A 23,198-nucleotide genomic window follows, 5' to 3' on the forward strand; every position below is an offset into this window, starting at 1 on the left:
CCCTCAGGCGGGGGTGCGTTTCGGGCTGTGCTGGGTAGAGTCCGTCGACATGGAGCACGAGGTGTTCGTTCCGGTTCCGGCCGAGCGGCTCAGGGAGGTACTGGACGACCCCGCGCGGGTCGCCCGGGCTGTTCCCGGGCTCCAGCAGGACGCCGGCGCCGAGCCCGTCGCCGGGCGGCTGAAGATCCGGGTCGGCAGCCACTCCGTCACCTACCGGGGTGCCGTACGGGTCTCCCGGCGGGGCGACGACGCGTACGAAGTCGAGGGCGAGGCGGAGGAGTCGCGCGGCAGCGGCACGGTCAAGCTCACCCTGCGGATCGTCCTGCGCGAGGCGGAGGACGGCTGCACCGTCGTGTACGACGGCACGGCGTCCGCGGACGGACGGATCAAGGACCTCCCCGCGGAGGCGGTGGAGGGTGCCGTCACCCGGCTGATGAACCGTTTCGCGGAGCACCTGGCCGCGGCGGCCACGGACGCGGGCGACGCTGGTGCGGACGACGCGGGTGCGCGGGCGGAGGCCGGGGAGAAGGCCCCTTCCGACCCCGGTCTCACCGAGGAAACCCCGGCCCCGAGCGCCCCTCCGTCTTCGGCTCCGACGTCCCGTCCTCCTCCCACGGACCCGTGGACGAGGAGGACGAGGAGGACATCGCCGAAGCGGCGCACGCGCGGCGGACCATGATCGGCCGCAGCGCCGAGGAGGTCGACCACGCCCCTCCGCGCGGCCGGTACGCCCCCGTGCCCGCGCCGCAGACCGTGACGTCCCCGGCCCCGCTGCGTTGGGCGGCCCCCGCGGCGGCACTGGCCCTGGCGTCGGCCATCGTGGCGGTCCGGGCCCTGCGTCGACGCCGCTGAGCGCCGTCGCGGGCTGGGCGCCGGGCGCCGGGTGTCAAGTGCCGGTTCGGCCGGTGCGTATCGGCGTCGGACGGTGTTGGGCGCTGCCGCGTGCCGCGTGCCGCGTGCCGCGTGCCGGACGCAGGGTGCCGGACGCAGGGTGCCGGGTGCCGGTTCGGCCGGAGCGCATCGCCGCTGGATGCCGTTGAGCGCTGCCGCCTGCCGCCTGCCGCCTGCCGCCTGCCGCCTGTCGCCTGCCGCCTGCCGCCTGCCGCCTGCCGCCCACTGCCGCTGCCGCGTGCCGGTTCGGGCAGTGCGTGTCCGCGGCGGACGTCGCTGAGCCGTTCCGGGCGTCGCCGGACACCCCGCGCGGGCCGGGCAGACATGGCCGAAGGAGCCCGCAACCGGTGAGTGCCTCTTGATCACCGCAGTAGGGTCGTCCTGTGAGTGACGAAGACATCACGCTGACCGCGGGTGACGCGGAGGTGACCGTGCAGCCGGGCAACGGCGGCCGGGTCGGAGGGCTGCGGATCGGCGGCGTCGAACTGCTCCGCCAGGGCGAGCGGTTCGGGTGCTTCCCGATGGTGCCGTGGTGCGGACGGATCCGGGACGGGCGGTTCCTGGACGGCGCCGAGGTGCGGCAGATGCCCCTCAACGCCCCGCCCCACGCCATCCACGGCACCGCCCGCGACGGCGCCTGGCGCACCGCCCGCACGAGCACGGACGAGGCCGTCCTCACGTACGACCTCGGCGACCCCTGGCCCCACCCGGGCCGCGTCACCCAGGTCGTCGCCCTCACCGGGGACGCGCTGACGCTGACCATGTCCGTCGAGACGTACGAGTCGTCCTTCCCGGCGCAGATCGGCTGGCACCCCTGGTTCAACCGCAACCTCGGCGGCGAGGACGTGACCCTCGACTTCGACCCCGCCTGGCAGGAGGAGCGCGGCGACGACCACCTGCCCACGGGCAACCGCCTCGACCCGAAGCCCGGCCCCTGGGACGACTGCTTCGGCATGCCCGGCGGCGTCGAGGCGACCCTCACCTGGCCCGGTCAGCTGGAGCTGAAGGTGAGCAGCCGCGAGGAGTGGGTCGTCGTCTACGACGAGCAGGAGGAGGCCGTGTGCGTGGAGCCGCAGACCGGCCCGCCCAACGGGCTCAACACCATGCCGCGCCTGGTCACGCCCCTGGAGCCGCTGGAGGCCACCACCACCTGGAGCTGGCGCCGCCTCTAAGCTGGGCGCCATGACGGACACTCGTGGCGCGCTGCTGCAGCAGATCAAGGACAAGGCCGTGGTGCACGGCAAGGTGACCCTGTCGTCGGGTCTCGAGGCCGACTACTACGTCGACCTCCGCCGCATCACGCTCGACGGCGAGGCCGCCCCGCTGGTCGGCCAGGTGCTGCTCGACCTGACCGAGGAGCTCGAGTTCGACGCGGTCGGCGGGCTCACCATGGGCGCCGACCCGGTCGCCGCCGCCATGCTGCACGCGGCCGCCGCGCGCGGGAAGCGCCTGGACGCCTTCGTCGTACGCAAGGCCGCGAAGGCGCACGGCCTGCAGCGGCGCGTCGAGGGCCCGGACATCGCGGGCCGCCGCGTGCTGGTCGTCGAGGACACCTCCACCACCGGCGGCTCCCCGCTCACCGCCGTCGAGGCCGTGCGCGAGGCCGGGGCCGAGGTCGTCGCCGTCGCGACCATCGTCGACCGGGCGACCGGTGCCGCCGAGAAGATCCAGGAGGGCGCCGGGGTGCCGTACCTCTTCGCCTTCTCCAAGGACGAGCTGGGCCTCGACTGACCAGGGCGTGGACGGTGGCCTGGACCTTCCGGCCAAGTCTGGAAAGATGGGGCCGACGATGACGTCGCACCCCAAGGTCTAGGTCAGGGCCGTTAGACACAGCAGTACGTCAACCCGCAGATACAAGGAGCGGACGCATGCCCATCGCAACTCCCGAGGTCTACAACGAGATGCTGGACCGGGCGAAGGCAGGAAAGTTCGCCTACCCGGCCATCAACGTGACCTCCACCCAGACCCTGCACGCGGCCCTGCGCGGTTTCGCTGAGGCGGAGAGCGACGGCATCGTCCAGATCTCCACGGGTGGCGCCGAGTTCCTGGGCGGTCAGTACAGCAAGGACATGGTGACCGGCGCGGTCGCCCTGGCCGAGTTCGCGCACATCGTCGCCGAGAAGTACCCGGTGAACATCGCGCTGCACACCGACCACTGCCCCAAGGACAAGCTCGACGGGTACGTACGTCCGCTGCTGGCGCTCTCCAAGAAGCGCGTCGACGCCGGTCTCGCCCCGCTCTTCCAGTCGCACATGTGGGACGGCTCCGCCGAGACCCTCGCCGACAACCTCTCCATCGCCCAGGAACTGCTGGAGCAGGCCCGCGCCGCGAAGATCATCCTCGAGGTGGAGATCACCCCGACCGGTGGCGAGGAGGACGGCGTCACCCACGAGATCAACGACTCCCTCTACACCACGGTCGACGACGCGATCCGCACCGCCGAGGCCCTCGGCCTGGGCGAGAAGGGCCGCTACCTGCTCGCCGCGTCCTTCGGCAACGTGCACGGCGTGTACAAGCCGGGCAACGTCGTCCTGCGCCCCGAGCTGCTGAAGGAGCTGAACGAGGGCGTCGCCGCCAAGTTCGGCAAGGGTTCCCCGTTCGACTTCGTCTTCCACGGCGGTTCCGGCTCCACGGAGGCGGAGATCCGCACCGCTCTGGAGAACGGCGTCGTGAAGATGAACATCGACACGGACACCCAGTACGCGTTCACGCGCCCGGTCGCCGACCACATGCTCCGCAACTACGACGGTGTCCTGAAGGTCGACGGCGAGGTCGGCAACAAGAAGACCTACGACCCGCGCACCTGGGGCAAGCTGGCCGAGGCCTCCATGTCCGCGCGCGTCGTCGAGGCCTGCGGCAACCTGCGCTCGACCGGCACGAAGCTCAAGTAGTCCCGGTTCGCCCGCGTCGAGCCCGGCACCTCCTGGGGTGCCGGGCTCTTCCGTATGCTCCCCACATGCCCGATGTCCGGTTGGCCTCACCGCAGGGCAAGTGGGTCCTGCTCACCACCGTCCTCGGCTCCGGCATGGCGATGCTGGACTCGACCGTCGTCAACGTCGCGCTGCCGCGCATCGGCCGCGATCTCGACGCGAACCTGTCCGCCCTGCAGTGGACGGTCAACGCCTACATGGTCACGCTGGCCGGACTGATCCTGCTGGGCGGGGCCCTGGGGGACCGCTTCGGGCGGCGGAAGGTGTTCGTCGTCGGCGTGGTGTGGTTCGCGGTGGCGTCGCTGCTGTGCGGGATCGCGCCGAACGCCGGGACGCTGATCGCCGCGCGGGCCCTGCAAGGGGTGGGCGGTGCGCTGCTCACGCCCGGGTCGCTGGCGCTGATCCAGGCGTCCTTCCATCCCGACGACCGGGGACGGGCGGTGGGCCTGTGGTCCGGCTTCGGCGGGATCGGGGCGGCGGTCGGGCCGTTCGTCGGCGGCTGGCTGGTGGACGGGCCCGGCTGGCGGTGGGTGTTCCTGCTGAACGTGCCGTTGGCGCTGCTGTGCGTGCCGGTCGCCCTACGGCACGTTCCCGAGTCGGGTGGGGGAGAGCGGGCGCACGGGCGGTTCGACGTGCTCGGGGCCGTGCTGGGGGCGCTGGCGCTCGCGCTGGTGACGTACGCGCTGATCGAGGCCGGCGGGGGCGGTCCTGTGGTGGCGGTCTCGGCGGTGGCCGGGCTGGCCGCGGCCGTCGCGTTCGTGGTCGTCGAGCGGCGCAGGCCCGATCCGATGATGCCGCCGGACATCTTCGCTTCCCGGCAGTTCACGGCCGTCAACCTCGTCACGCTGTGTGTGTACGCGGCCCTCGGCGGGTTCTTCTTCCTCGCCGCGCTCCAGCTCCAGGTGGTCGTGGGTTACTCGGCCCTCGCGGCCGGTACGGCGCTGCTGCCGACGACCGTGCTGATGCTGCTGCTGTCCGCGCGGTCCGGGGAGCTGGCCGACCGGATCGGGCCGCGGATCCCGCTGACGGTGGGGCCGCTGCTGTGCGCGGCCGGGATGCTCCTGATGTTGCGGGTCGGGCCGGGTGCGTCCTACTCGGCCGATGTGCTGCCGGCGCTGATGGTGCTCGGGCTGGGCATGGTCACGCTGGTGGCGCCGCTGACGGCGACGGTGCTGGGCTCGGTGAGCGTGGTGCGGGCCGGGCTGGCCAGCGGCATCAACAACGCGGCGGCCCGGGCGGCGGGTCTGATGGCGGTGGCGGCGCTGCCGCTGCTGGCCGGGATGGGGGAGGAGGCGTACCGGGAGCCGGCCGCCTTCGACGCCGCGTTCGGGAAGGCGATGGGGTGGTGTGCGGGGGCGCTGGTGGCGGGCGCGGTGATCGCGGCCGCGGTGGTGCGCAGACCGCCGCCGGACTGCAAGCGGCCGGAGTGCCTGCGGCAGGGCGGCGTGACGGCACCGCCGCTGGAGGGGGAGCCGGTACGGGAAAAGTTGCCCTAGCCCCATCCGCCCGGCGTCGCGCCGTCCGCCGTCCGGCCTGGCATTGTGCCGGCTGTCGTCCGGCTTGGCGTTGTGGCGGCTGTCGTCCGGCTTGGCGTTGTGCCGGCTGTCGTCCGGCTTGGCGTTGTGCCGTCCGCCGTCCGGCCTGGCGTTGTGGCGGTCCGGTCCGGCCCTGGCGTAGCCGTCTGGCCCGGCTCTGGCGTAGCCGTCTGGCGCGTCCGGTCCGGCTCTGACGTACCCGTCTCGCCCCCCTGGCCCCTCTGGCCCGTCTGGTCGGGCGCTGGCGTGGTCGCCTGGCCGTCTGGCGCGGCGTTGTGCTGGCCGGTCCGACCCGGCCTTGTGAGGGTTGCTGTCCGGCCCGGCCCTGGGGGAGTCGTCTGGCCCGTCCGGTCCGGCCCTGGCGTAGTGGCCTGGTCCGTCCGTCCGGGCCGGCGTTGTCCTGGCCGTCGTCCGGCCTGGACGTGTGGGTCGTTGTCCGGTCCGGCCTGGGGTAGCCGTCTGGCCCGTCCCGTCCGGGCCTGGCCGCCTGGCCCTGCCCCGGCGCGCCGGTCGTCCGGCCCCGTCGTGGTCGTCAATCCGGCCTGTCCTGGAAGTCGTCCGGCCGATCCCCCCGCCCGCTGCGCTGCACCGGTCGGCATGGCGCAGACTTGACCTCATGTCCATTCACGAGAACCTTCTCGGGGGCCCGCCCCCGACCCATCTCCCCGACGACCCCGGCCCGCGGGAAATGCTCGCGTCGGGTGCCGCGCCCGCCGAGGTCGCCGGTGCGCACCCCACCTCCTCGCTCGCCTGGGCGCAGCTCGCCGACGAGGCGTTCGAGCGCGGCGCGGCCGTGGAGTCGTACGCCTACGCCCGCACGGGCTACCACCGCGGTCTGGACGCCCTGCGCCGCAGCGGCTGGAAGGGCCACGGACCGGTGCCGTGGGAGCACGAGCCGAACCGTGGCTTCCTGCGCGCCCTGCACGCCCTCGCCCGCGCCGCGCAGGCGATCGGCGAGCAGGAGGAGTACGAGCGCTGCTCCCAGTTCCTGAAGGACTCCTCGCCGACGGCGGCGCAGGTCCTGGGCTGAGAACACGGTCCGTGCACGCGAGGCCCGTCCGCGAAAGGCGGGCCTTGCGGTTTCGGGGGACGATTGCGGAAGATGCCCCTGGGGACCGGGGCCCCCGTGTCGGATTCGGCAGGGGCGGACCGCTACCCGGAGTTATACGCAGGAGACAGCGATGTCCCACGAGGCTCACGAGCCCGAGACCCCGCATCTCGACTTCCACGGCACTACGCCGTACGAGGACTACGTCAAGGCGGACGTACTCACCCACCTCCAGCACACCCTCTCCGACGACCCCGGAGAGATGGTCTTCCTGGTGACGACCCAGGTGATGGAGCTGTGGTTCACCGTCATCGTCCACGAGTGGGAGACGGCGGCCGGCGCGCTCAGGGGCGATGACATCCCCACCGCCACCGCCGCGCTCAAGAGGTCCGTACGGGAGCTGGAGGCGCTCAACCACTCCTGGAAGCCGCTCGCCCAGCTCACGCCGGCCCAGTTCAACTCGTACCGCAGCGCACTCGGTGAGGGCTCCGGCTTCCAGTCGGCGATGTACCGGCGCATGGAGTTCCTGCTCGGCGACAAGTCCGCGTCCATGCTCGTCCCGCACCGGGGCGCGCCGCGCGTGCACGCCGAGCTGGAGAAGGCGCTGCACGAGCCGAGCCTGTACGACGAGGTGGTGCGGCTGCTCGCGCGGCGCGGGCACGACATCCCGCAGGCCGTACTGCAACGCGACGTCTCCAAGCGCTACGAGCCGTCGCCGCAGGTGGAGGCGGCCTGGACGGCCGTCTACTCGGGCGACGAGATCGACGAGGTCGCCCGGCTGGGCGAGGCGCTGAGCGATGTCGCCGAGCTGGTGTGGCGCTGGCGCAACGACCACCTGGTCGCCACCCGCCGCGCGATGGGCGCCAAGACCGGCACGGGCGGCTCCGCCGGGGTGGCCTGGCTGGAGAAGCGCGCGCAGAAGAACGTGTTCCCCGAGCTGTGGACGGCGCGGTCCTATGTCTGAGCCGGCGGAACGCGCGCGGAAGCTGGACGCCGTCGACGAACTGGGCGGCAAGCGCGCCGAGTTCGTCCTCGACGACGTGATCTACCTCGACGGCAACTCGCTCGGTGCCCTGCCGGCGGTCGTCCCCGGCCGGGTCGAGGACGTCGTACGCCGCCAGTGGGGCGAGCTGCGCATCCGGTCCTGGGAGGAGAGCGGCTGGTGGACGGCGCCCGAGCGGATCGGTGACCGGATCGCCCCGCTGGTCGGGGCGGAGCCCGGCCAGATCGTGGTGGGCGACTCGACAAGTGTCAATGTGTTCAAGGCACTCGTGGGCGCGGTGCGGATGGCCGGAGAAGGCCGTGACGAGCTCCTCGTCGACGCGACGACCTTCCCCACCGACGGGTACATCGCCGAGTCCGCCGCCCGCCTGACCGGCCGCACCCTGCGGCCCGTGGCACCGGCGGACGTGCCGGCCGCGCTGGGCGACCGCACCGCCGCCGTCCTGCTCAACCACGTCGACTACCGCACCGGCCGGCTGCACGACCTGCCCGGTCTGACGGCCGCCGTGCACGAGGCGGGCGCCGTCGCCGTCTGGGACCTGTGCCACAGCGCGGGCGCGCTGCCGGTCGGGCTGGACGAGCACGGCGTCGATCTCGCGGTCGGCTGCACCTACAAGTACCTGAACGGCGGGCCCGGTTCACCGGCGTACCTGTACGTGCGGCGGGAACTGCAGGACCGCTTCGACTCGCCGCTGCCCGGCTGGAACTCGCACGCCGAGCCGTTCGGCATGCGCACCGGCTACGAACCGGCCCCCGGCGCCCTGCGTGGCCGGGTCGGCACGCCCGACATCCTCTCGATGCTCGCCCTGGAGGCGGCCCTGGAGGTCTGGGACGGGGTGTCGGTCGACGCGGTGCGGGCCAAGTCCCTGGCGCTGACGGACTTCTTCCTGGAGTGCGTGGCGGCGTATGTGCCCGAGGGCAGGGTCGAGTGCGTGACGCCGGTGGCGCACGGGGAGCGGGGCAGCCAGATCGCCCTGCGCTGTGATGACGCCGGTGACGTCATGAAGCGGCTGATCGAGCGGGGTGTGGTCGGCGACTTCCGGGCGCCGGACGTGCTGCGCTTCGGCTTCACACCGCTGTACGTCGGGTTCGCCGACGTGGAGCGGGCGGCGCGGGTGCTGGCGCGGACGCTGGCCTGAGCGGCGGCGGGGCCGGGACGCCCCTGCGGTGTCCCGGCCCCGCGGCCCCGTCCGATCTTCACCGAGCGTGACATCCCCGTGTCCTCGCACGTCACGCGCCTGGTACCGTCCCGGCCAACGGCTGATCCCTCAACTGGTCTGCCACGTACGGTTCATCGCTGGAAGGTTGGAGCATGACGGACGACGTCGCAGCAGCACGGGCCGCTGCCGAGGAGGAGTCGGCCTTCTCCCACGCGCCCGTCGAACCCGACGCCACCGCGGCCTACGGCGACCACCCGGACCAGGTGATCGACTTCTTCGCGCCGCGCCGGGCGGGCGGCCCAGGACCGGCCCCCGTCGTCGTCGTGCTGCACGGCGGCGCCTGGCGGGCGCCGTACGACCGGCTTCACATCAGCCCCTTCGCGGACTTCCTCGCCCGCCGCGGGTTCGCCGTGGCCAGTATCGAGTACCGGCGCGGCGGCGGCGACGACTCCCTCGCGGGCCGCTGGCCCGACACCTTCGACGACGTCGCCGCGGCGCTGGACGCCCTTCCGGCGCTGGTCCGGCAGGTGCTGCCGCAGGCCGACCCGCGCCGTACGGTCCTCACCGGCCACTCGGCGGGCGGGCATCTCGCGCTGTGGGGTGCCGCCCGGCACGTCCTGCCGGCCGGCTCGCCCTGGCGCAGCGGCGGCCCGGTGACACTGCGCGGCGTCGTCGCCCTCGCCCCGATCGCCGATCTCGCGATCGCCGACAAGCTGGACGTGTGCGGGGGCGCCGCCCGTCAACTCCTGGGCGGAGACGAGCACTTCGCGGAGCGGCAGCCGTACGCGGACCCGGCGCTGCTGCTGCCCACGGGCATCGCCACCACCCTCGTCCAGGGCCGTACGGACCTCGACGTGCCGCAGGCGGTCGCCGAGTCGTACGCGGAGGCGGCGGCGAAGGCCGGGGAGATGGTGGGGGTGACGCTGCTGGAGGACGTGGGGCACTTCCCGCTCATCGACCCGGCGGCGGACGCGTGCGCGGTGGTGGTGGAGGAGATCGCGCAGCTGGCCTGGTGAGCGCGGCGCCGGGTGGGCAAGCGACGGGGGCGTGGTCCAACCCGTAGGAGTGGTACCCGGTCATACCCGTAGTACCTGAGAGCTACGCCGCAGGTGAGTTCCCCGGTGTGACGCGGACGAGGTGGTCCGCTCCGTAACTTCCCTTCCACGCAGACCCGATGGCCGGGTGCGCTGGAGGGACGACCATGGGGTCCGCATCGAAGTACCGCCGTGGCGACGGCGGCAGACGCCCAGACGGCCGTTGGCGTCCAGACGGCCGTTGGCGCCGCGCCGGGCTCGCCGCCCTCATCACCGGTGCGGTGGTCCTCCCCCTGTCCGCGGCCGTACGGCCGGAGACCCCCGCCCCGGCCCCCGCCTCCCTCGCACCTCTCAGCGCCTCGACGCTCGACGAGGCGTACGCGGCCAACCGGGTCAATGCCGCCGAGGCCGCCCGCATGGCCGCCGCCCACCACGACCCGGACCGTGCCGCGACGGAGCGTCGTCTGGCCGCCCCGGCCCGGCACCTCCTGCGGTTCGACGGCCGCGGCTCCGGCCGGGTGACGGAGGTCCTCGGCGACCTCGCCCGGGCCGACCGCGTCGCCGTCCTGGTCCCCGGCTCCGACACGAGCCTCGACACCTACGGCCGGTTCCACGCGGCGGCCGCCGCCCTGCACCGGCAGCTCGCCCGGCAGGCCCCAGCGGGCACGCGCACCGCGGTCGTGGCCTGGCTGGGCTACGAGACGCCGGGCACCGTCAGCACGACGGTCACGACGACCGGCAGGGCGGAACAGGCGGCCCCGCACCTGCGCGCGCTCGTCACCGACCTGCGTGCGATCACCGGCGACGGACCGCGCATCTCGCTGCTCTGCCACTCCTACGGCTCGGTCGTCTGCGGCCGGTCCGCCGCCGGGCTCGCCGTCGACGACATCGCGCTCGTCGGCAGCCCGGGCACGGGTGCCGACACCGCCGCCGACCTGCACACCCGCGCCCGCGTCTGGGCGGCCCGGGGCGGTGACGACTGGGTGGAGAACGTCCCGCACCTCGACCTGGACCTGTTCGGCACCACCGTCGGCTTCGGCACCGACCCCGTCTCCCCGGCCTTCGGCGCCCGGGCCTTCGCGGCCGGCGACGTCGGCCACAGCGAGTACTTCAGCCCCGGCTCGACCTCCCTGACCAACCTGGCCCGGATCGTCCTGGGCGAGACCAAGGCGGTGACCCATGACTGACCTCGGCGTACGCGCCATCCGGCAGGGAGTGCGCCGTGAGGCCGACCGCGTCGGCGCGGCCACCCCACCCGACCGCGACCGGGCCGTGGACGCCCTGCGGGCCGCCGCCGTCGTCGGCGTCGTCCTCGGACACTGGCTGGTCACGGCCCTGGTCTCCGACGGCCGCGCCCTGCGCACGGCGAGCCCGCTGCACCACATGCCCTGGCTGGCGCCCGTCTCCTGGATGTTCCAGACCCTCGCCGTGTTCTTCCTGGTCGGGGGTCATGTCGCCACCCGCAGCCATGCCTCGGCCCGGGCCCGTGGAGTCCCGTACCACCAGTGGCTGACGGCCCGGCTGTCCCGGCTGTTCAAGCCGGTCGCCGCCGTCCTCACCCTGTGGACGGTCGCCGCCCTCGCGCTGCTGCTGTCGGGCGCCGAGTTCGGCACGGTCCGCACACTGGTGAAACTGGCCCTGTCCCCGCTGTGGTTCCTCGTGGTGTTCGCCGGTCTGACGGCGGCGACCCCGCTGCTCACCCGGCTCAACCCGCTCTGGCCGCTGGCCGTCGTCCTGCACGTGGACCTGCTGCGCTTCGGCCTCGGCGGCCCCTCCTGGCTGGGCTGGGTGAACGTGGCGGCCGGCTGGATGGTGCCCTACACCCTGGGCGCGGCCTGGACCCGCGGCGAGCTGGAGCGCCGGCGCGCGGGATGGGTCCTGCTGGGTGCCGGGGCGGCGGCGACCGCGGTGCTCGTCGCGTGGGCGGGCTATCCGGCGTCGATGGTCGGCGTGCCGGGCGAGGGCCTGTCCAACCTGGATCCGCCGACCCTGGCCGTCGTCACGTTCGGGCTGGCCCAGTGCGGTCTCGCCCTGCTGCTGCGCGAGCGGCTGCGGCACGCGATGCGCCGGCCTCTGGCATGGGCGGCGGTGGCGCTCGTCAACCTCTCCGCCATGACCGTCTTCCTCTGGCACCAGACGGCCCTGATGGCCACGACCGCCACCGGCCTCCTCATGGGCCGGCTCCCCGGCCTGCACACGCCGCCCGACGGTCTCGGCTGGGTCGGGGTCCGGCTGCTGTGGCTGCCCGTGTTCGCGCTGGCCCTCGCGGTCTGCTGGGCCGCCTTCCGTTCCTTCGAGCGGGGCGGTGGCGGCCGGGGCCGCAGGTCGCGGGTGGTGCGGGCGCACCGCCCGGCCGACCGGGGCACAGCGGCCGAGGCACGACATGTCTAGGCTGGGCCGCGTGACGGACACGGGGGTGGGCCGCGCGCTGCGAGGGCGCGTCGGGGGCTGGCTGCGGAAACTGCGCCAGGACCTGTGGACGCTCCGGGCGGACCCGTTGCCACCCTCCACGTGGCTGCGCTGGCTGCCGCACGGGCTGCTGTGCCTGGCGGCCTTCGGCATCACGGTCGGCGGCGCGAGTGATCTGGTGGACAACGGGCATCTCGGTTCCGGCCTGGCCCTCCTGGTCGCGGGCGGGCAGGGCGGTGCCGTGGTGCTGGGGATGTGGCGGCCGGTGCCGGCGTGGTGGCTGTCCCTGGGGATGTTCATCCTGGGAGCCGCCACGGTGCGCACCCGGCTGGGCTTCGACCTGGAGACCTACACCTGGCCCTGGACCGCCGCCGGAATCATCGCCCAGCTGCTCGTGCTGCTGCTGCTCGCGCTGCGGGTGCCCACCCGCGCGGCGGTGGCGGCCCTGGCGGTGACCGGACTTGTCACCTACGTCTTCGAGAACCTGTGGACCGGCGCTGACTACGACACCACCGGCGTGCTCGCCGTCTCCCTGTTCACCGTCGTGGTGATACTCGGCACCGCCCTGCGCGGCCGCCGCGAGGCCCGCGCGGAACTCGTCGAGCAGACCACGCTCACCGCCGAGGAACGCACCCGGCGCACCCTGCTGGAGGAGCGCAGCCGCATCGCGCGGGAACTGCACGACGTGGTGGCCCACCACATGTCGGTCATCTCCATCCAGGCGCAGGTCGCCCCGCACCTCGTCGAGAACCCGCCCGACGAGCTCAGGGAGAACCTCGCGGGCATCCGGCAGAACGCGCTGGAGGCACTGATCGAGCTGCGCCGCGTGCTGGGCGTGCTGCGCTCGGAGCACGCCGGGCCCGGAGAGCCGTTCGCCGACGCGGGCGACGCGACCACCCCGCACGCCCCGCAGCCCACGCTCGACCGGCTCGACGCGCTGGTGGAGAACACCCGGGCCGCCGGCCGCGAGGTCGTCACCGACATCAACGGCGAGCGGCGTCCGCTGCCGCCCGGCGTGGAGCTGTCGGCCTACCGGATCGTGCAGGAGGCGCTGAGCAACGCCCTGCGGCACGCGCCCGGCGCGAGGATCACGGTCCGTCTCACCTACGAGCCGGACGGTCTGGAGGTGGAGATCGTCAACGGCCGCCCGACCGGGCCGGCTCCGCCGTCGACGGGGGCGGGGCACGGACTGCTCGGCATGCGGGAGCGGGTCGCGATGCTCGGCGGGACCATGACGGCGCACCCGTGGCACTGGGACGGCTTCAAGGTCACCGCCTTCCTCCCGGACACCCCGCCCGCCGACACCTCGGGCATCCACCACCCCAAGGCCCCCCACGGAGGGATTTCATGACGAGCGGCACCGGCAACCCGATCCGGGTTCTCATCGTCGACGACCAGGCGATGGTCCGGCAGGGCTTCACCGTGCTGCTCGGCACCCAGCCCGACATAGAGGTCGTCGGCGACGCGAAGGACGGTGAGGGTGGCATCGCCAAGGCCGCGGAGCTCGCCCCGGACGTCGTCCTGATGGACATCCGCATGCCCGGGATCGGCGGCATCGAGGCCACCGAGCACATCACCGCGACGCACCCGGACATGCGGGTGCTGGTGCTCACCACCTTCGATCTCGACGAGTACGTGTACGACGCGCTGCGCGCCGGGGCCTCCGGGTTCCTGCTGAAGGACGCGTCGTCGGAGCAGCTCGCCGAGGCGGTCCGGGTGGTCGCAGCCGGGGACGCGCTGCTCGCCCCGGTCATCACCCGCAAGCTGATCGCCGAGTTCTCCCGGCTGGACGGCAGGCCCCGCGCCCCGCTCAAGGAACGCGTCGGCGATCTCACCGAGCGGGAGACCGAGGTGCTCGCGCTGATCGCGCAGGGCCTGTCGAACGCGGAGATCGCCCGGCACCTGTTCGTGGCCGAGCAGACGGTGAAGACCCACGTCGGCAGGATCCTGGTGAAGCTGGGCCTCAGGGACCGGACGCAGGCGGCGGTGTTCGCGTACGAGTCGGGGCTGGTGCGGCCGTCGGGGTACTGAGGCCGGCCGGTGGTCCCCGTAGTACTTGAGAGGGACCTCCTATGACCCCTCTCACTGGGGACGACCGCGACCCCGGGGCGCGCTTACCGTTCTGTACGTGACCGAGACGACTCACATGCAGACCACGCCGGCGGGGAACGGGGCCAAGCCGCGCAGTCCGGAGTTCCGGGTGGCGGTGGACTCCCTGCGCGGGCTGCGGCAGGACCTCATCAACGACGCGTTCGCCTACAGGCCGCTGCCGGGCCGGCGCACCGACGGGCCGCTCGTCCGGCGGTTGCCGGGGCGGCTGCGGGAGTACGCGGCATGGCTCCCGCACGCCGTGATCACCGTGGCGGCCCTGATCACCCTGGCCTCCTCCACCGTCGACACCGGCGGCCCGGCCCTGCTGCTCGGTCTGCTCTGCGCGATTCCCGTGCTGCTGACCATGGTGCGGCCGGTCGGCGCGTTCTGGGCGTCCATGGTCTCCACCCCGCTCGCCTCCGTGCTCGGCAGTCGCTGGGGCGAATGGCCCTGGGCGGCCGGCAGCTTCGCCTGTCATCTGACCGTGCTGACGGTCGTGGCGATACGCACCCGGCCGCGCACGGCCGGGTGGATGTGGGTGCTGACGGCGCTGTACGCCCTGCTTGCGGACACCGGCATCGGCCCGACCTACTACGAGTACGGCAGCAACTCCGGGGCCATGCTGGTCATATCGGCCCTGGTCCTGCTCTGCGTCACCGTCTGGCACATCCGCCGCCACGCCGAGCAGGAGGTCACCGCCCAGCAGACCGTCACCGCGCACGAGCGCTCCCGCCGCACCCTGCTGGAAGAGCGCACCACCATCGCCCGCGAACTGCACGACGTCGTGGCCCACCACATGTCGGTCGTCGCCATCCAGGCGGAGGCCGCGCCCTACCGGGTGGAGAACCCGCCGCCGGAGCTGGAGAAGGCGTTCGCCACGATCCGGGAGAACGCGGTGGCGGCCCTGACCGAACTGCGCCGGGTGCTCGGCGTCGTCCGCGCCGAGGACTACGAGGTCCCGGACGCCCCGCAGCCCACACTCGCCGACCTGGACGGGCTGCTGGCCAATGTCCGGGAGGCCGGGCTGACGGTGGAGAAGGCGGTGACAGGAGCGGTGCGGGAGCTGCCGCAGGGCGTGGAGCTGTCGGCGTACCGCATCGTGCAGGAAGCCCTGAGCAACACCCTGCGGCACGCGCCGGGGGCGGGCGCCCGGGTCGAGATCGGATACGTTCTCGGCGGCCTGGGGCTGCGCATAGTCAACGGCCCGCCGCCGAACCCGAGCCTGATCAAGCCCTCGCCCGGCGCCGGACACGGCATCACGGGCATGCGGGAGCGGGTGTCGATGCTGAACGGCGAGATGACGGCGGGCGGCACGGACGACGGAGGTTACGAGGTGGCGGTGTTCCTGCCGGTCACCCTGCCGGACGAGGGTGACGCATGACCATCCGGGTCCTGATCGCGGACGATCAGATGATGGTGCGAGAGGGCTTCTCGGTCCTGCTGAACGCGATGCCGGACATCGAGGTCGTCGGCGAGGCGGTGAACGGCCGGGAGGCCGTCGCCAAGGTCCGCGAGCTCGCCCCGGACGTGGTGCTGATGGACATCCGCATGCCCGAGCTGAACGGCATCGAAGCGACCCGCGAGATCGTGGCCGCCGACGGCGCGGCGAAGGTGCTGGTGCTCACCACCTTCGACCTCGACGAGTACGTGTACCAGGCGCTGCGCGCGGGTGCCTCCGGCTTCCTCCTCAAGGACGCCTCGGCCCGCCAGCTCGCCGACGGGGTGCGGGTGGTGGCGTCGGGGGAGGCACTCCTGGCCCCGTCGGTGACCAGGCGCCTGATCACCGAGTTCTCCAGACTCTCCGAGACCCCCCGCTTGATGTCCTCCGCGCACGGGGCCTACGGGGACCTCACCGACCGGGAGACGGAGGTGCTGGTGCTCATCGCGCAGGGCCTGTCGAACTCGGAGATCGCGAAGCGGCTGGTGGTCGCCGAGTCGACGATCAAGACACATGTCAGCCGGATCCTGGTGAAGCTCGGCCTGCGGGACCGGACGCAGGCGGCGGTGTTCGCGTACGAGGCGCGGCTGGTGACGCCGGGATAGCCGGTCCGGATCCCCTGGTCAGGGAGGGGGTGCTGGGGCTAGCGTCCCGGCATGGCTGCATTCGACCCGTGGGACCCGGCGTTCCTCACCGACCCGTACCCCGCCTACGCCGAGCTGCGTGCCCGGGGCCGCGTGCACTGGTTCGAGCCCACGAACCAGTGGCTCGTCCCGCACCACGCGGACGTCTCGGCACTGCTGCGCGACCGGCGCCTGGGCCGGACGTACCAGCACCGGTTCATGCACGAGGAGTTCGGCCGCACGGCGCCCCCGCCGGAGCACGAGCCGTTCCACACGCTCAACGACCACGGGATGCTCGACCTGGAGCCGCCGGACCACACCCGGATCCGCCGCCTGGTGTCGAAGGCGTTCACGCCGCGCACGGTGGAGCTGCTGAAGCCGTATGTGCGGGGCCTGGCCGACGAACTGGCGTCCGCGCTGGTCGCGGCGGGCGGCGGCGACCTGTTGAAGGACGTCGCCGAGCCCCTCCCCGTCGCGGTGATCGCCGAGATGCTCGGCATCCCGGAGTCCGACCGGGCCCCGCTGCGCCCCTGGTCGGCGGACATCTGCGGGATGTACGAGCTGAACCCGTCCGAGGACACGGCGGCGCGGGCGGTCCGGGCGTCGGTGGAGTTCTCCGACTACCTGCGCGACCTGATCGCGGCCCGCCGCAAAGAGCCGGGCGAGGACCTCGTCTCAGGTCTCATCGAGGCCCACGACGAGGGCGACCGGCTCACCGAGCAGGAGATGATCTCCACCTGCGTCCTGCTGCTCAACGCCGGCCACGAGGCCACGGTGAACGCCACGGTCAACGGCTGGTACGCCCTGTTCCGCAACCCGTCCCAGCTGGAGCTGCTGCGCGCGGACCACACGCTCATCCCCTCCGCGATCGAGGAGCTGATGCGCTACGACACCCCGCTCCAGCTGTTCGAGCGCTGGGTCCTGGACGAGATCGAGATCGCGGGCACGACGATCCCCCGGGGCGCGGAGATCGCCATGCTCTTCGGCTCCGCCAACCACGACCCGGCGGTGTTCCGGGACCCGGCCGCCCTCGACCTCACCCGCGCGGACAACCCCCACATCTCCTTCAGCGCCGGCATCCACTACTGCATCGGCGCACCCCTGGCCCGCATCGAGCTGGCGGCCTCGATGGGGGCGTTGCTGGAGCGGGCGCCGACGCTGCGGCTTGCCGCCGAACCCGACAGGAAGCCGAACTTCGTGATCAGGGGGCTGGAGGGGCTGGCTGTCGAGGTCGGCTGATCACGTCGTCAGGAGAAGGCCGAGGGCCGGCTCACCGCCCCGCCGGCACCGTGAGCCCCCACGCTCCCTCCCGCACCACCCACGTCCGGGTCCGTACCGGCCCCGACACCACCGTGTCCGCGCGGTAGCGGAAGTGCGCCCCCGAGACGGTCACCGTCCGGCCCTCCGCCAGCAGCGGGGAGGCCTCCGCGCCCACCGACACGGGTCTGACCTCCACCGACGCGATGCCCGCCGCGGTCGGTGACACCCACACCGCCTCCACCGGCTGGTTCAGGTCCACCAGAGTCTCCCCGTCGACCTCGACCCGCAGCCGGGACGGCCCCGGCTCGGGCGCGGCGGCGAGCCGGGACGGGCGGCCCGCCGGAACCAGCGTCCGGACCAGGGACTGGCAGGTCCGCAGCCACGGGCGGCCCGGCACGGCGTCCGGGTCCTGCGCGGCCCCGGGGCCCGTCCCGCCCGGGGAGAGCCGCAACGGCGGTATCCGCAACGTGCCGAGCACCACCCCGTCGCTGTCGTCGACCATCAGGTCCATGCGCCGCTCGACCCCGTCGAGCACCGCCCGTGCCGCCGCCACCGTCCCCGTCGGCACCCCCAGCGACCGGGCCAGGGACAGCGCGCCCCCGACCGGCACCACCGACAGCGCGCATCCGGCCAGCTCCCGGTGCCGGTGCAGCAGTGCCACCGCGCGGATCAGGGCCCGGTCGTCGCCCACCACCACCGGCCGCCGCGAGCCCCGCCGGGCCAGCGCCCGGGCGAACTCCTCCGGCCCGTCCGGCAGGCACAGCTTCATGCCGGCACCCGCGCCGAGCACGTCTTTCGCGATCCGGACGGACTCGCCGTCCGACCTACGGGCGACCGGGTCGACCACCACCAGCAGCTGCTCGGACGTCGCGGAAGTCGCCACCTCGGCCATGCCTCGCTTCCTCGGGTAGCATCTTTGTGCAAGAGCCCCTTGCGCTATTGCGCCAGGGGCTTCGTCTATTCCGGGGCATCCGGTCCGACGGTTGGCGGCCAACGGCGGTCGCGGTGCACGCGGCTGCCTGTCTCCGCGTTCGCCCTCGACCATGGACATGCCCCGCCCGGAAGGGGTGTACGCGCGTGCCCGCACTTGTGCTGCTCGGTGCTCAGTGGGGTGACGAAGGCAAGGGAAAGGCCACCGACCTGCTCGGTGGTTCCGTGGACTATGTAGTGCGCTACCAGGGCGGCAACAACGCCGGCCACACGGTGGTCGTAGGTGACCAGAAGTACGCACTGCACCTCCTCCCTTCCGGAATCCTGTCTCCCGGCTGTACGCCGGTCATCGGTAACGGTGTCGTCGTCGACCCGTCGGTCCTGCTCTCCGAGCTGAGCGGTCTGAACGAGCGTGGCGTCGACACGTCCAAGCTCCTCCTCAGCGGAAACGCGCACATCATCACGCCGTACAACGTGACGGTCGACAAGGTGACGGAGCGCTTCCTCGGAAAGCGGAAGATCGGCACGACCGGTCGGGGCATCGGCCCGACCTACGCCGACAAGATCAACCGCGTCGGGATCCGTGTGCAGGATCTCTACGACGAGTCGATCCTCACGCAGAAGGTCGAGGCGGCCCTCGACGTCAAGAACCAGATCCTCACCAAGCTCTACAACCGGCGCGCGATCGCCGTGGACCAGGTGGTCGAGGAGCTGCTGGCCTACGCCGACAAGCTCGCGCCGTACGTCGCCGACACCGTCCTGGTCCTCAACCGGGCGCTGGAGGAGGACAAGGTCGTCCTGTTCGAGGGCGGCCAGGGCACGCTGCTCGACATCGACCACGGCACGTATCCCTTCGTCACCTCGTCGAACCCGACCGCGGGCGGCGCCTGCACCGGCGCCGGTGTCGGCCCGACGAAGATCAGCCGGGTCATCGGCATCCTCAAGGCGTACACGACCCGGGTCGGCGCCGGTCCGTTCCCGACCGAGCTGTTCGACGAGGACGGCGAGGCGCTGCGCCGCATCGGCGGCGAGAAGGGCGTGACCACCGGCCGTGACCGCCGCTGCGGCTGGTTCGACGCGGTCATCGCCCGCTACGCGACCCGCGTGAACGGCCTGACCGACTTCTTCCTCACCAAGCTCGACGTCCTGACCGGCTGGGAGGAGATCCCGGTCTGCGTGGCGTACGAGATCGACGGCAGGCGCGTCGAGGAGCTCCCGTACTCCCAGACCGACTTCCACCACGCCAAGCCGGTCTACGAGATGCTCCCGGGCTGGAACGAGGACATCTCCAAGGCGAAGACCTTCGCCGACCTGCCGAAGAACGCCCAGGCGTACGTGAAGGCGCTGGAGGAGATGTCCGGCGCTCCGATCTCCGCGATCGGCGTGGGCCCGGGCCGGGACGAGACGATCGAGATCAACTCGTTCATCTGATCCGACCCCCCGTCCGCAGGCCGCCCCCCGTTCACGCGGGGGGCGGCCCGCGTTCTCTCGCAGGGAGAGTTCCCGGAAACGGGCATACGCTGAAGCCATACCCCCGCGTGCGTCGACCAGAAGAAGGTGAGTGCGATGCGCGTACTGCTCAAGGCGTCCATGGACACGGAGAAGGCCAACGAGGCCATCCGGAACGGCACCCTGGGGAAGCTCATCCAGGAGTCGCTGGAACAGATCAAGCCCGAAGCGGCCTACTTCACCTCCGAGCACGGCAAGCGCACCGCTTTCCTGTTCTTCGACATGCAGGACAGCTCGCAGATGCCGGTGCTCAGCGAGCCCTTCTTCCTCCAGCTCAACGCGGAGGTCACCTACACGCCGGTGATGAACGTCGAGGACGTGCAGAAGGGCCTCTCCCAGCTGGGACGCTGAGCCGCCGGCTCAGCTGAAGACGATCATCGACCCCTGGGCGAGACTGCGGGTCACGGCCGCGTGCAGCCCGAGCCAGACGTGCCGCTCACGGGCGAACGGACTCGGATCGTACGGGGCGGGTACGGCGGGTTCCTCCAGCTCCGTCGGGGCGAGCGGCGGCTGGGGGGCCGCCGGCGGGTTGGCCGGGTCGATGCCGATGGCCGGGGCGACCAGCTCCAGTTCCCGCAGCAGGGCGTGCGAGGAGCCCAGCGGGCCGCCGCCCGCGAGGAGAGCGTCGTCGGCGAGCGGGCCGGGGAAGTCGACGGGGACGTAGGCGCCCGCGTGGTCGTAGTGCCAGACCAGGTGCGACTGCTGGGCCGTCGACTCGAACATCTCCAGCAACTGCTCGTAGTCACCGCCGAGTTCGCCCACGGGCGTCACCGGCAGGCCGCACACCTGGAGCAGATAGGCGCGGCGCAGGAAGTGCAGCGCGTCGTAGTCGAAGCCCGCGACCGGGGCGACCTCGCCGGACAGGCCCGGCATGTACTGGTACACCGGCACCGGGGGCAGCCCGGCCTCGGTGAGCACCTTGTTGTATTGCGCGAGTTCCTCGGCGAAGGGGTTGTCCGGCGTGTGGCACAACACGTCGACGAGCGGTACCAGCCACAGGTCACAGGCCAAAGAAGGCTCCTCGCTCAGCGCGGTGGTCGGGTAGCACGATGGTCAAGAAGGGTAGCGGTGCCCCGCGGTCACGGCTCCCGCCGTGCATGTCCCATACCCATACGGGCAGCGACGACGCGGGTCATCCGGAGGCGAGCCGCTCGATCAGGGTGAGCGAGTGCGCGTTGTACGCGGCGATGATCGCCCGGGCGGTGTCGTTGTCACGGTCGATCAGGGCGTCGACCAGCTCGGTGTGACAGGCCCACAGCTCGCCGCGCAGATCGGTGAGCCGGCGCAGGTGCTGCACCGCGCAGACCCAGGTCTGGACGCGCAGCCGGTGCAGGAAGTCCGCGAGGTAGGGGTTGCCGAAGCAGGCGCCGAGCTCGCGCCAGAAGCGCAGGTCGTAGCCGATGAGGACGGTGAGATCACCGGCCGCCGCGGCCCGCTGGGCTTCCTCGCCGCGCCTGCGGACCCCGGCGACGACGGCGGCGGCCCGGGGATCGTCGGGCCGCACCGCGTTGGGGCGTCCCGCGGTGAGCGCGAGGAACATCCCCTCGATGACCAGCCCGCGGGCCTCGATCATGCCGCGGAAGTCGTCGACCGAGTACTCGTGGACCCGGAAGCCGCGGTGCTGGTCGGCGTCGAGCAGCCCCTGCGCGGAGAGATCGACGAGCGCCTCGCGCACCGGCGTCGCGGACACCCCGTACTGCTCGGCGATCTCCTTGACCGTGAACTCCTGCCCGGGCTGGAGCCGCCCGGCCAGCACCTCGTCACGAAGCGCGTCGGCGATCTGCTGTCGCAGGGTGCTGCGCGTCACGGCGCCGTTGCCGGAGCTGGCGGGCATGGTCAGGGCGTCTCCCTCGTCGCGTTCGGGTGGCGTGCGCGTATATGTCTACGGGCACGCCACCTTACGCGTTCGAATGTGGCCCGAGGGTGTCGCTTACTGACGGGTTTACAGACCTTTACGCCGCGTACTCGTCCGCCATCGAGAGCGCCGCGTCCAGCGCCGCGAGGCCCTCCTTGAGCTCCGCCTCGCCGATGTTGCAGGGCGGCACGACGTGCGTCCGGTTCATGTTCACGAACGGCCACAGCCCGCCCTTCTTCGCGGCGGCGGCGAAGGCGGCCATGGGCGCGTTCGCCTCACCGGCCGCGTTGTACGGCACCAGCGGCTCCCGCGTCTCGCGGTCGCGGACCAGCTCCAGCGCCCAGAACATGCCGACGCCGCGCACCTCGCCGACGCTCGGGTGCCGCTCGGCGAGCGCGCGCAGCTCCGGCCCGACGACGGACGCGCCCAGCCGGGCCGCGTTCTCGACGACGCCCTCCTCGGCCATCACGTTGATCGTCGCGACGGCGGCGGCGCACGCCAGCGGATGCCCGGAGTACGTCAGCCCACCCGGGTACGGCCGCTTGCCGAACGTCTCCGCGATCGCGCCGGAGATCGCGACCCCGCCCAGCGGCACGTACCCGCTGTTCACGCCCTTGGCGAAGGTCAGCAGGTCCGGGGTGACGTCGAACAGGTCCGCCGCGAACCACTCACCGGTCCGCCCGAACCCGGCCATGACCTCGTCGAGGACGAAGACGATCCCGTACTTGTCGCAGATCTCCCGCACCCCGGCGAGATAGCCGGGCGGCGGGACCATGATCCCGGCCGTGCCCGGGATGGTCTCCAGGATGATCGCCGCGACCGTCGAGGGCCCCTCGAAGGCGATCGTCGTCTCCAGGTGCTCCAGCGCCCGCGCGCACTCCTGCTCCTCGGTCTCGGCGTAGAAGCGGGAGCGGTAGAGGTAGGGCGCCCAGAAGTGCACGACCCCGGCCGTGCCGCTGTCGGAGGCCCAGCGGCGCGGGTCGCCGGTGAGGTTCACGGCCTGCTGCGTACCGCCGTGGTACGAGCGGTACGCCGAGAGCACCTTCGGGCGGCCCGTGTGCAGGCGGGCCATCCGGATGGCGTGCTCGACGGCGTCGGCGCCCCCGTTGGTGAAGAAGATCTTGTCCAGGTCGCCCGGGGTCCGCTCGGCGATCAGCCGGGCCGCCTCCGACCGCGCCTCGACGGCGAACGCGGGCGCGAAGGTCGTCATCCGCGCCGCCTGCTCCTGGATCGCGGCGACGATCTTCGGGTGCTGGTAGCCGACGTTCGTGTAGACGAGCCCGCTGGAGAAGTCGAGGTAGCGCCGGCCGTCGTAGTCCCAGAAGTACGACCCCTCGGCTCCGGCGACGGCGAGCGGGTCGATGAGCTCCTGAGCGGACCAGGAGTGGAACACATGGTCACGGTCGGCGGCCTTGACGGCGGCACCGGCTTCGGGGTTCGGCTGAGGGGTCATGCGGGCGAGCGTAGGTGCGGGGGAGAGGGC

Annotated in this window: 23 protein-coding genes; 19 read left to right on the forward strand and 4 right to left on the reverse strand. The window is 72.5% G+C overall.

Going from position 1 to position 23,198, the window contains the following annotated elements; all coding sequences use genetic code 11:
* Window positions 1–49: 49 nt before the first annotated feature.
* The 17 genes from CEB94_RS21690 (at window position 50) to CEB94_RS21765 (ending at window position 17,400) form a co-directional block, all read left to right on the forward strand.
* On the forward strand, window positions 50–679 hold the full coding sequence (locus CEB94_RS21690; protein ID WP_342789643.1) for an SRPBCC domain-containing protein: 630 nt from the start codon (window positions 50–52) through the stop codon (window positions 677–679).
* A complete protein-coding gene (locus tag CEB94_RS41900) occupies window positions 622–852 on the forward strand; it encodes a hypothetical protein (RefSeq protein WP_342789645.1) in 231 nt (76 codons plus the stop codon). The genes CEB94_RS21690 and CEB94_RS41900 overlap by 58 nt, the downstream gene beginning before the upstream one ends.
* 422 nt (window positions 853–1,274) lie before the next feature.
* Window positions 1,275–2,063 carry an aldose epimerase family protein gene (locus CEB94_RS21695; RefSeq protein ID WP_175433795.1) on the forward strand — a complete coding sequence of 263 codons (789 nt, stop codon included), beginning with the start codon at window positions 1,275–1,277 and terminating at the stop codon, window positions 2,061–2,063.
* Between the two features lie 10 nt (window positions 2,064–2,073).
* Complete coding sequence (pyrE, locus tag CEB94_RS21700; RefSeq protein ID WP_175433796.1) at window positions 2,074–2,622, forward strand: orotate phosphoribosyltransferase; 549 nt, start codon at window positions 2,074–2,076, stop codon at window positions 2,620–2,622.
* Between the two features lie 137 nt (window positions 2,623–2,759).
* The gene (fbaA, locus tag CEB94_RS21705; RefSeq protein ID WP_175433797.1) at window positions 2,760–3,782 is read left to right on the forward strand and encodes a class II fructose-bisphosphate aldolase; all 1,023 of its coding nucleotides are present in this window, start codon (window positions 2,760–2,762) and stop codon (window positions 3,780–3,782) included.
* 65 nt (window positions 3,783–3,847) lie between these two features.
* On the forward strand, window positions 3,848–5,317 hold the full coding sequence (locus CEB94_RS21710; protein ID WP_175433798.1) for an MFS transporter: 1,470 nt from the start codon (window positions 3,848–3,850) through the stop codon (window positions 5,315–5,317).
* Between the two features lie 655 nt (window positions 5,318–5,972).
* Window positions 5,973–6,386 carry a DUF3151 domain-containing protein gene (locus tag CEB94_RS21715; protein ID WP_031142408.1) on the forward strand — a complete coding sequence of 138 codons (414 nt, stop codon included), beginning with the start codon at window positions 5,973–5,975 and terminating at the stop codon, window positions 6,384–6,386.
* A gap of 151 nt (window positions 6,387–6,537) precedes the next feature.
* A complete protein-coding gene (locus tag CEB94_RS21720; protein WP_175433799.1) occupies window positions 6,538–7,368 on the forward strand; it encodes a tryptophan 2,3-dioxygenase family protein in 831 nt (276 codons plus the stop codon).
* On the forward strand, window positions 7,361–8,545 hold the full coding sequence (kynU, locus tag CEB94_RS21725) for a kynureninase (RefSeq protein ID WP_175433800.1): 1,185 nt from the start codon (window positions 7,361–7,363) through the stop codon (window positions 8,543–8,545). The genes CEB94_RS21720 and kynU overlap by 8 nt, the downstream gene beginning before the upstream one ends.
* A 173-nt stretch (window positions 8,546–8,718) precedes the next feature.
* On the forward strand, window positions 8,719–9,582 hold the full coding sequence (locus CEB94_RS21730) for an alpha/beta hydrolase (protein WP_175433801.1): 864 nt from the start codon (window positions 8,719–8,721) through the stop codon (window positions 9,580–9,582).
* 185 nt (window positions 9,583–9,767) lie between these two features.
* The gene (locus CEB94_RS21735; protein WP_175433802.1) at window positions 9,768–10,787 is read left to right on the forward strand and encodes an alpha/beta hydrolase; all 1,020 of its coding nucleotides are present in this window, start codon (window positions 9,768–9,770) and stop codon (window positions 10,785–10,787) included.
* Window positions 10,780–11,991: an acyltransferase family protein gene (locus tag CEB94_RS21740; RefSeq protein WP_175433803.1), complete on the forward strand. Its 1,212-nt coding sequence runs from the start codon at window positions 10,780–10,782 to the stop codon at window positions 11,989–11,991. The genes CEB94_RS21735 and CEB94_RS21740 overlap by 8 nt, the downstream gene beginning before the upstream one ends.
* Window positions 11,984–13,360, forward strand: a complete 1,377-nt coding sequence (locus CEB94_RS21745; protein ID WP_175433804.1) for a sensor histidine kinase — start codon at window positions 11,984–11,986, stop codon at window positions 13,358–13,360. Before CEB94_RS21740 ends, CEB94_RS21745 begins: the two co-directional genes overlap by 8 nt.
* On the forward strand, window positions 13,357–14,040 hold the full coding sequence (locus CEB94_RS21750) for a response regulator (protein ID WP_175433805.1): 684 nt from the start codon (window positions 13,357–13,359) through the stop codon (window positions 14,038–14,040). Before CEB94_RS21745 ends, CEB94_RS21750 begins: the two co-directional genes overlap by 4 nt.
* A gap of 97 nt (window positions 14,041–14,137) precedes the next feature.
* Window positions 14,138–15,481 carry a sensor histidine kinase gene (locus CEB94_RS21755; protein WP_175433806.1) on the forward strand — a complete coding sequence of 448 codons (1,344 nt, stop codon included), beginning with the start codon at window positions 14,138–14,140 and terminating at the stop codon, window positions 15,479–15,481.
* Window positions 15,478–16,143: a response regulator gene (locus tag CEB94_RS21760; protein ID WP_175433807.1), complete on the forward strand. Its 666-nt coding sequence runs from the start codon at window positions 15,478–15,480 to the stop codon at window positions 16,141–16,143. The genes CEB94_RS21755 and CEB94_RS21760 overlap by 4 nt, the downstream gene beginning before the upstream one ends.
* A 51-nt stretch (window positions 16,144–16,194) precedes the next feature.
* Window positions 16,195–17,400 (forward strand): cytochrome P450, encoded by a 1,206-nt coding sequence (locus CEB94_RS21765; RefSeq protein WP_175433808.1) that lies wholly within the window; start codon window positions 16,195–16,197, stop codon window positions 17,398–17,400.
* Window positions 17,401–17,431: 31 nt separating this feature from the next.
* Here CEB94_RS21765 and CEB94_RS21770 read toward each other — a convergent pair whose 3' ends face one another.
* A complete protein-coding gene (locus CEB94_RS21770; RefSeq protein ID WP_175433809.1) occupies window positions 17,432–18,313 on the reverse strand; it encodes a diacylglycerol kinase family protein in 882 nt (293 codons plus the stop codon).
* A 185-nt stretch (window positions 18,314–18,498) separates the two neighbouring features.
* Here CEB94_RS21770 and CEB94_RS21775 point away from each other — a divergent pair, with 185 nt between their 5' ends.
* The gene (locus CEB94_RS21775; protein WP_175433810.1) at window positions 18,499–19,782 is read left to right on the forward strand and encodes an adenylosuccinate synthase; all 1,284 of its coding nucleotides are present in this window, start codon (window positions 18,499–18,501) and stop codon (window positions 19,780–19,782) included.
* Window positions 19,783–19,917: 135 nt separating this feature from the next.
* Window positions 19,918–20,211: a hypothetical protein gene (locus CEB94_RS21780; RefSeq protein WP_175433811.1), complete on the forward strand. Its 294-nt coding sequence runs from the start codon at window positions 19,918–19,920 to the stop codon at window positions 20,209–20,211.
* Window positions 20,212–20,220: 9 nt separating this feature from the next.
* Here the strand turns inward: CEB94_RS21780 and CEB94_RS21785 are convergent, their stop codons facing one another.
* The 3 genes from CEB94_RS21785 to CEB94_RS21795 form a co-directional block, all read right to left on the reverse strand.
* Window positions 20,221–20,871 carry a hypothetical protein gene (locus tag CEB94_RS21785; protein ID WP_175433812.1) on the reverse strand — a complete coding sequence of 217 codons (651 nt, stop codon included), beginning with the start codon at window positions 20,869–20,871 and terminating at the stop codon, window positions 20,221–20,223.
* Window positions 20,872–20,992: 121 nt separating this feature from the next.
* The gene (locus tag CEB94_RS21790) at window positions 20,993–21,694 is read right to left on the reverse strand and encodes a GntR family transcriptional regulator (protein WP_175433813.1); all 702 of its coding nucleotides are present in this window, start codon (window positions 21,692–21,694) and stop codon (window positions 20,993–20,995) included.
* Between the two features lie 118 nt (window positions 21,695–21,812).
* Entirely contained in the window at window positions 21,813–23,168 is a 1,356-nt protein-coding gene (locus tag CEB94_RS21795; RefSeq protein WP_175433814.1) for an aspartate aminotransferase family protein, read from the reverse strand.
* Window positions 23,169–23,198 lie beyond the last annotated feature (30 nt).

It is taken from the genome of Streptomyces hawaiiensis (assembly GCF_004803895.1).
Lineage (GTDB): Bacteria > Actinomycetota > Actinomycetes > Streptomycetales > Streptomycetaceae > Streptomyces > Streptomyces hawaiiensis.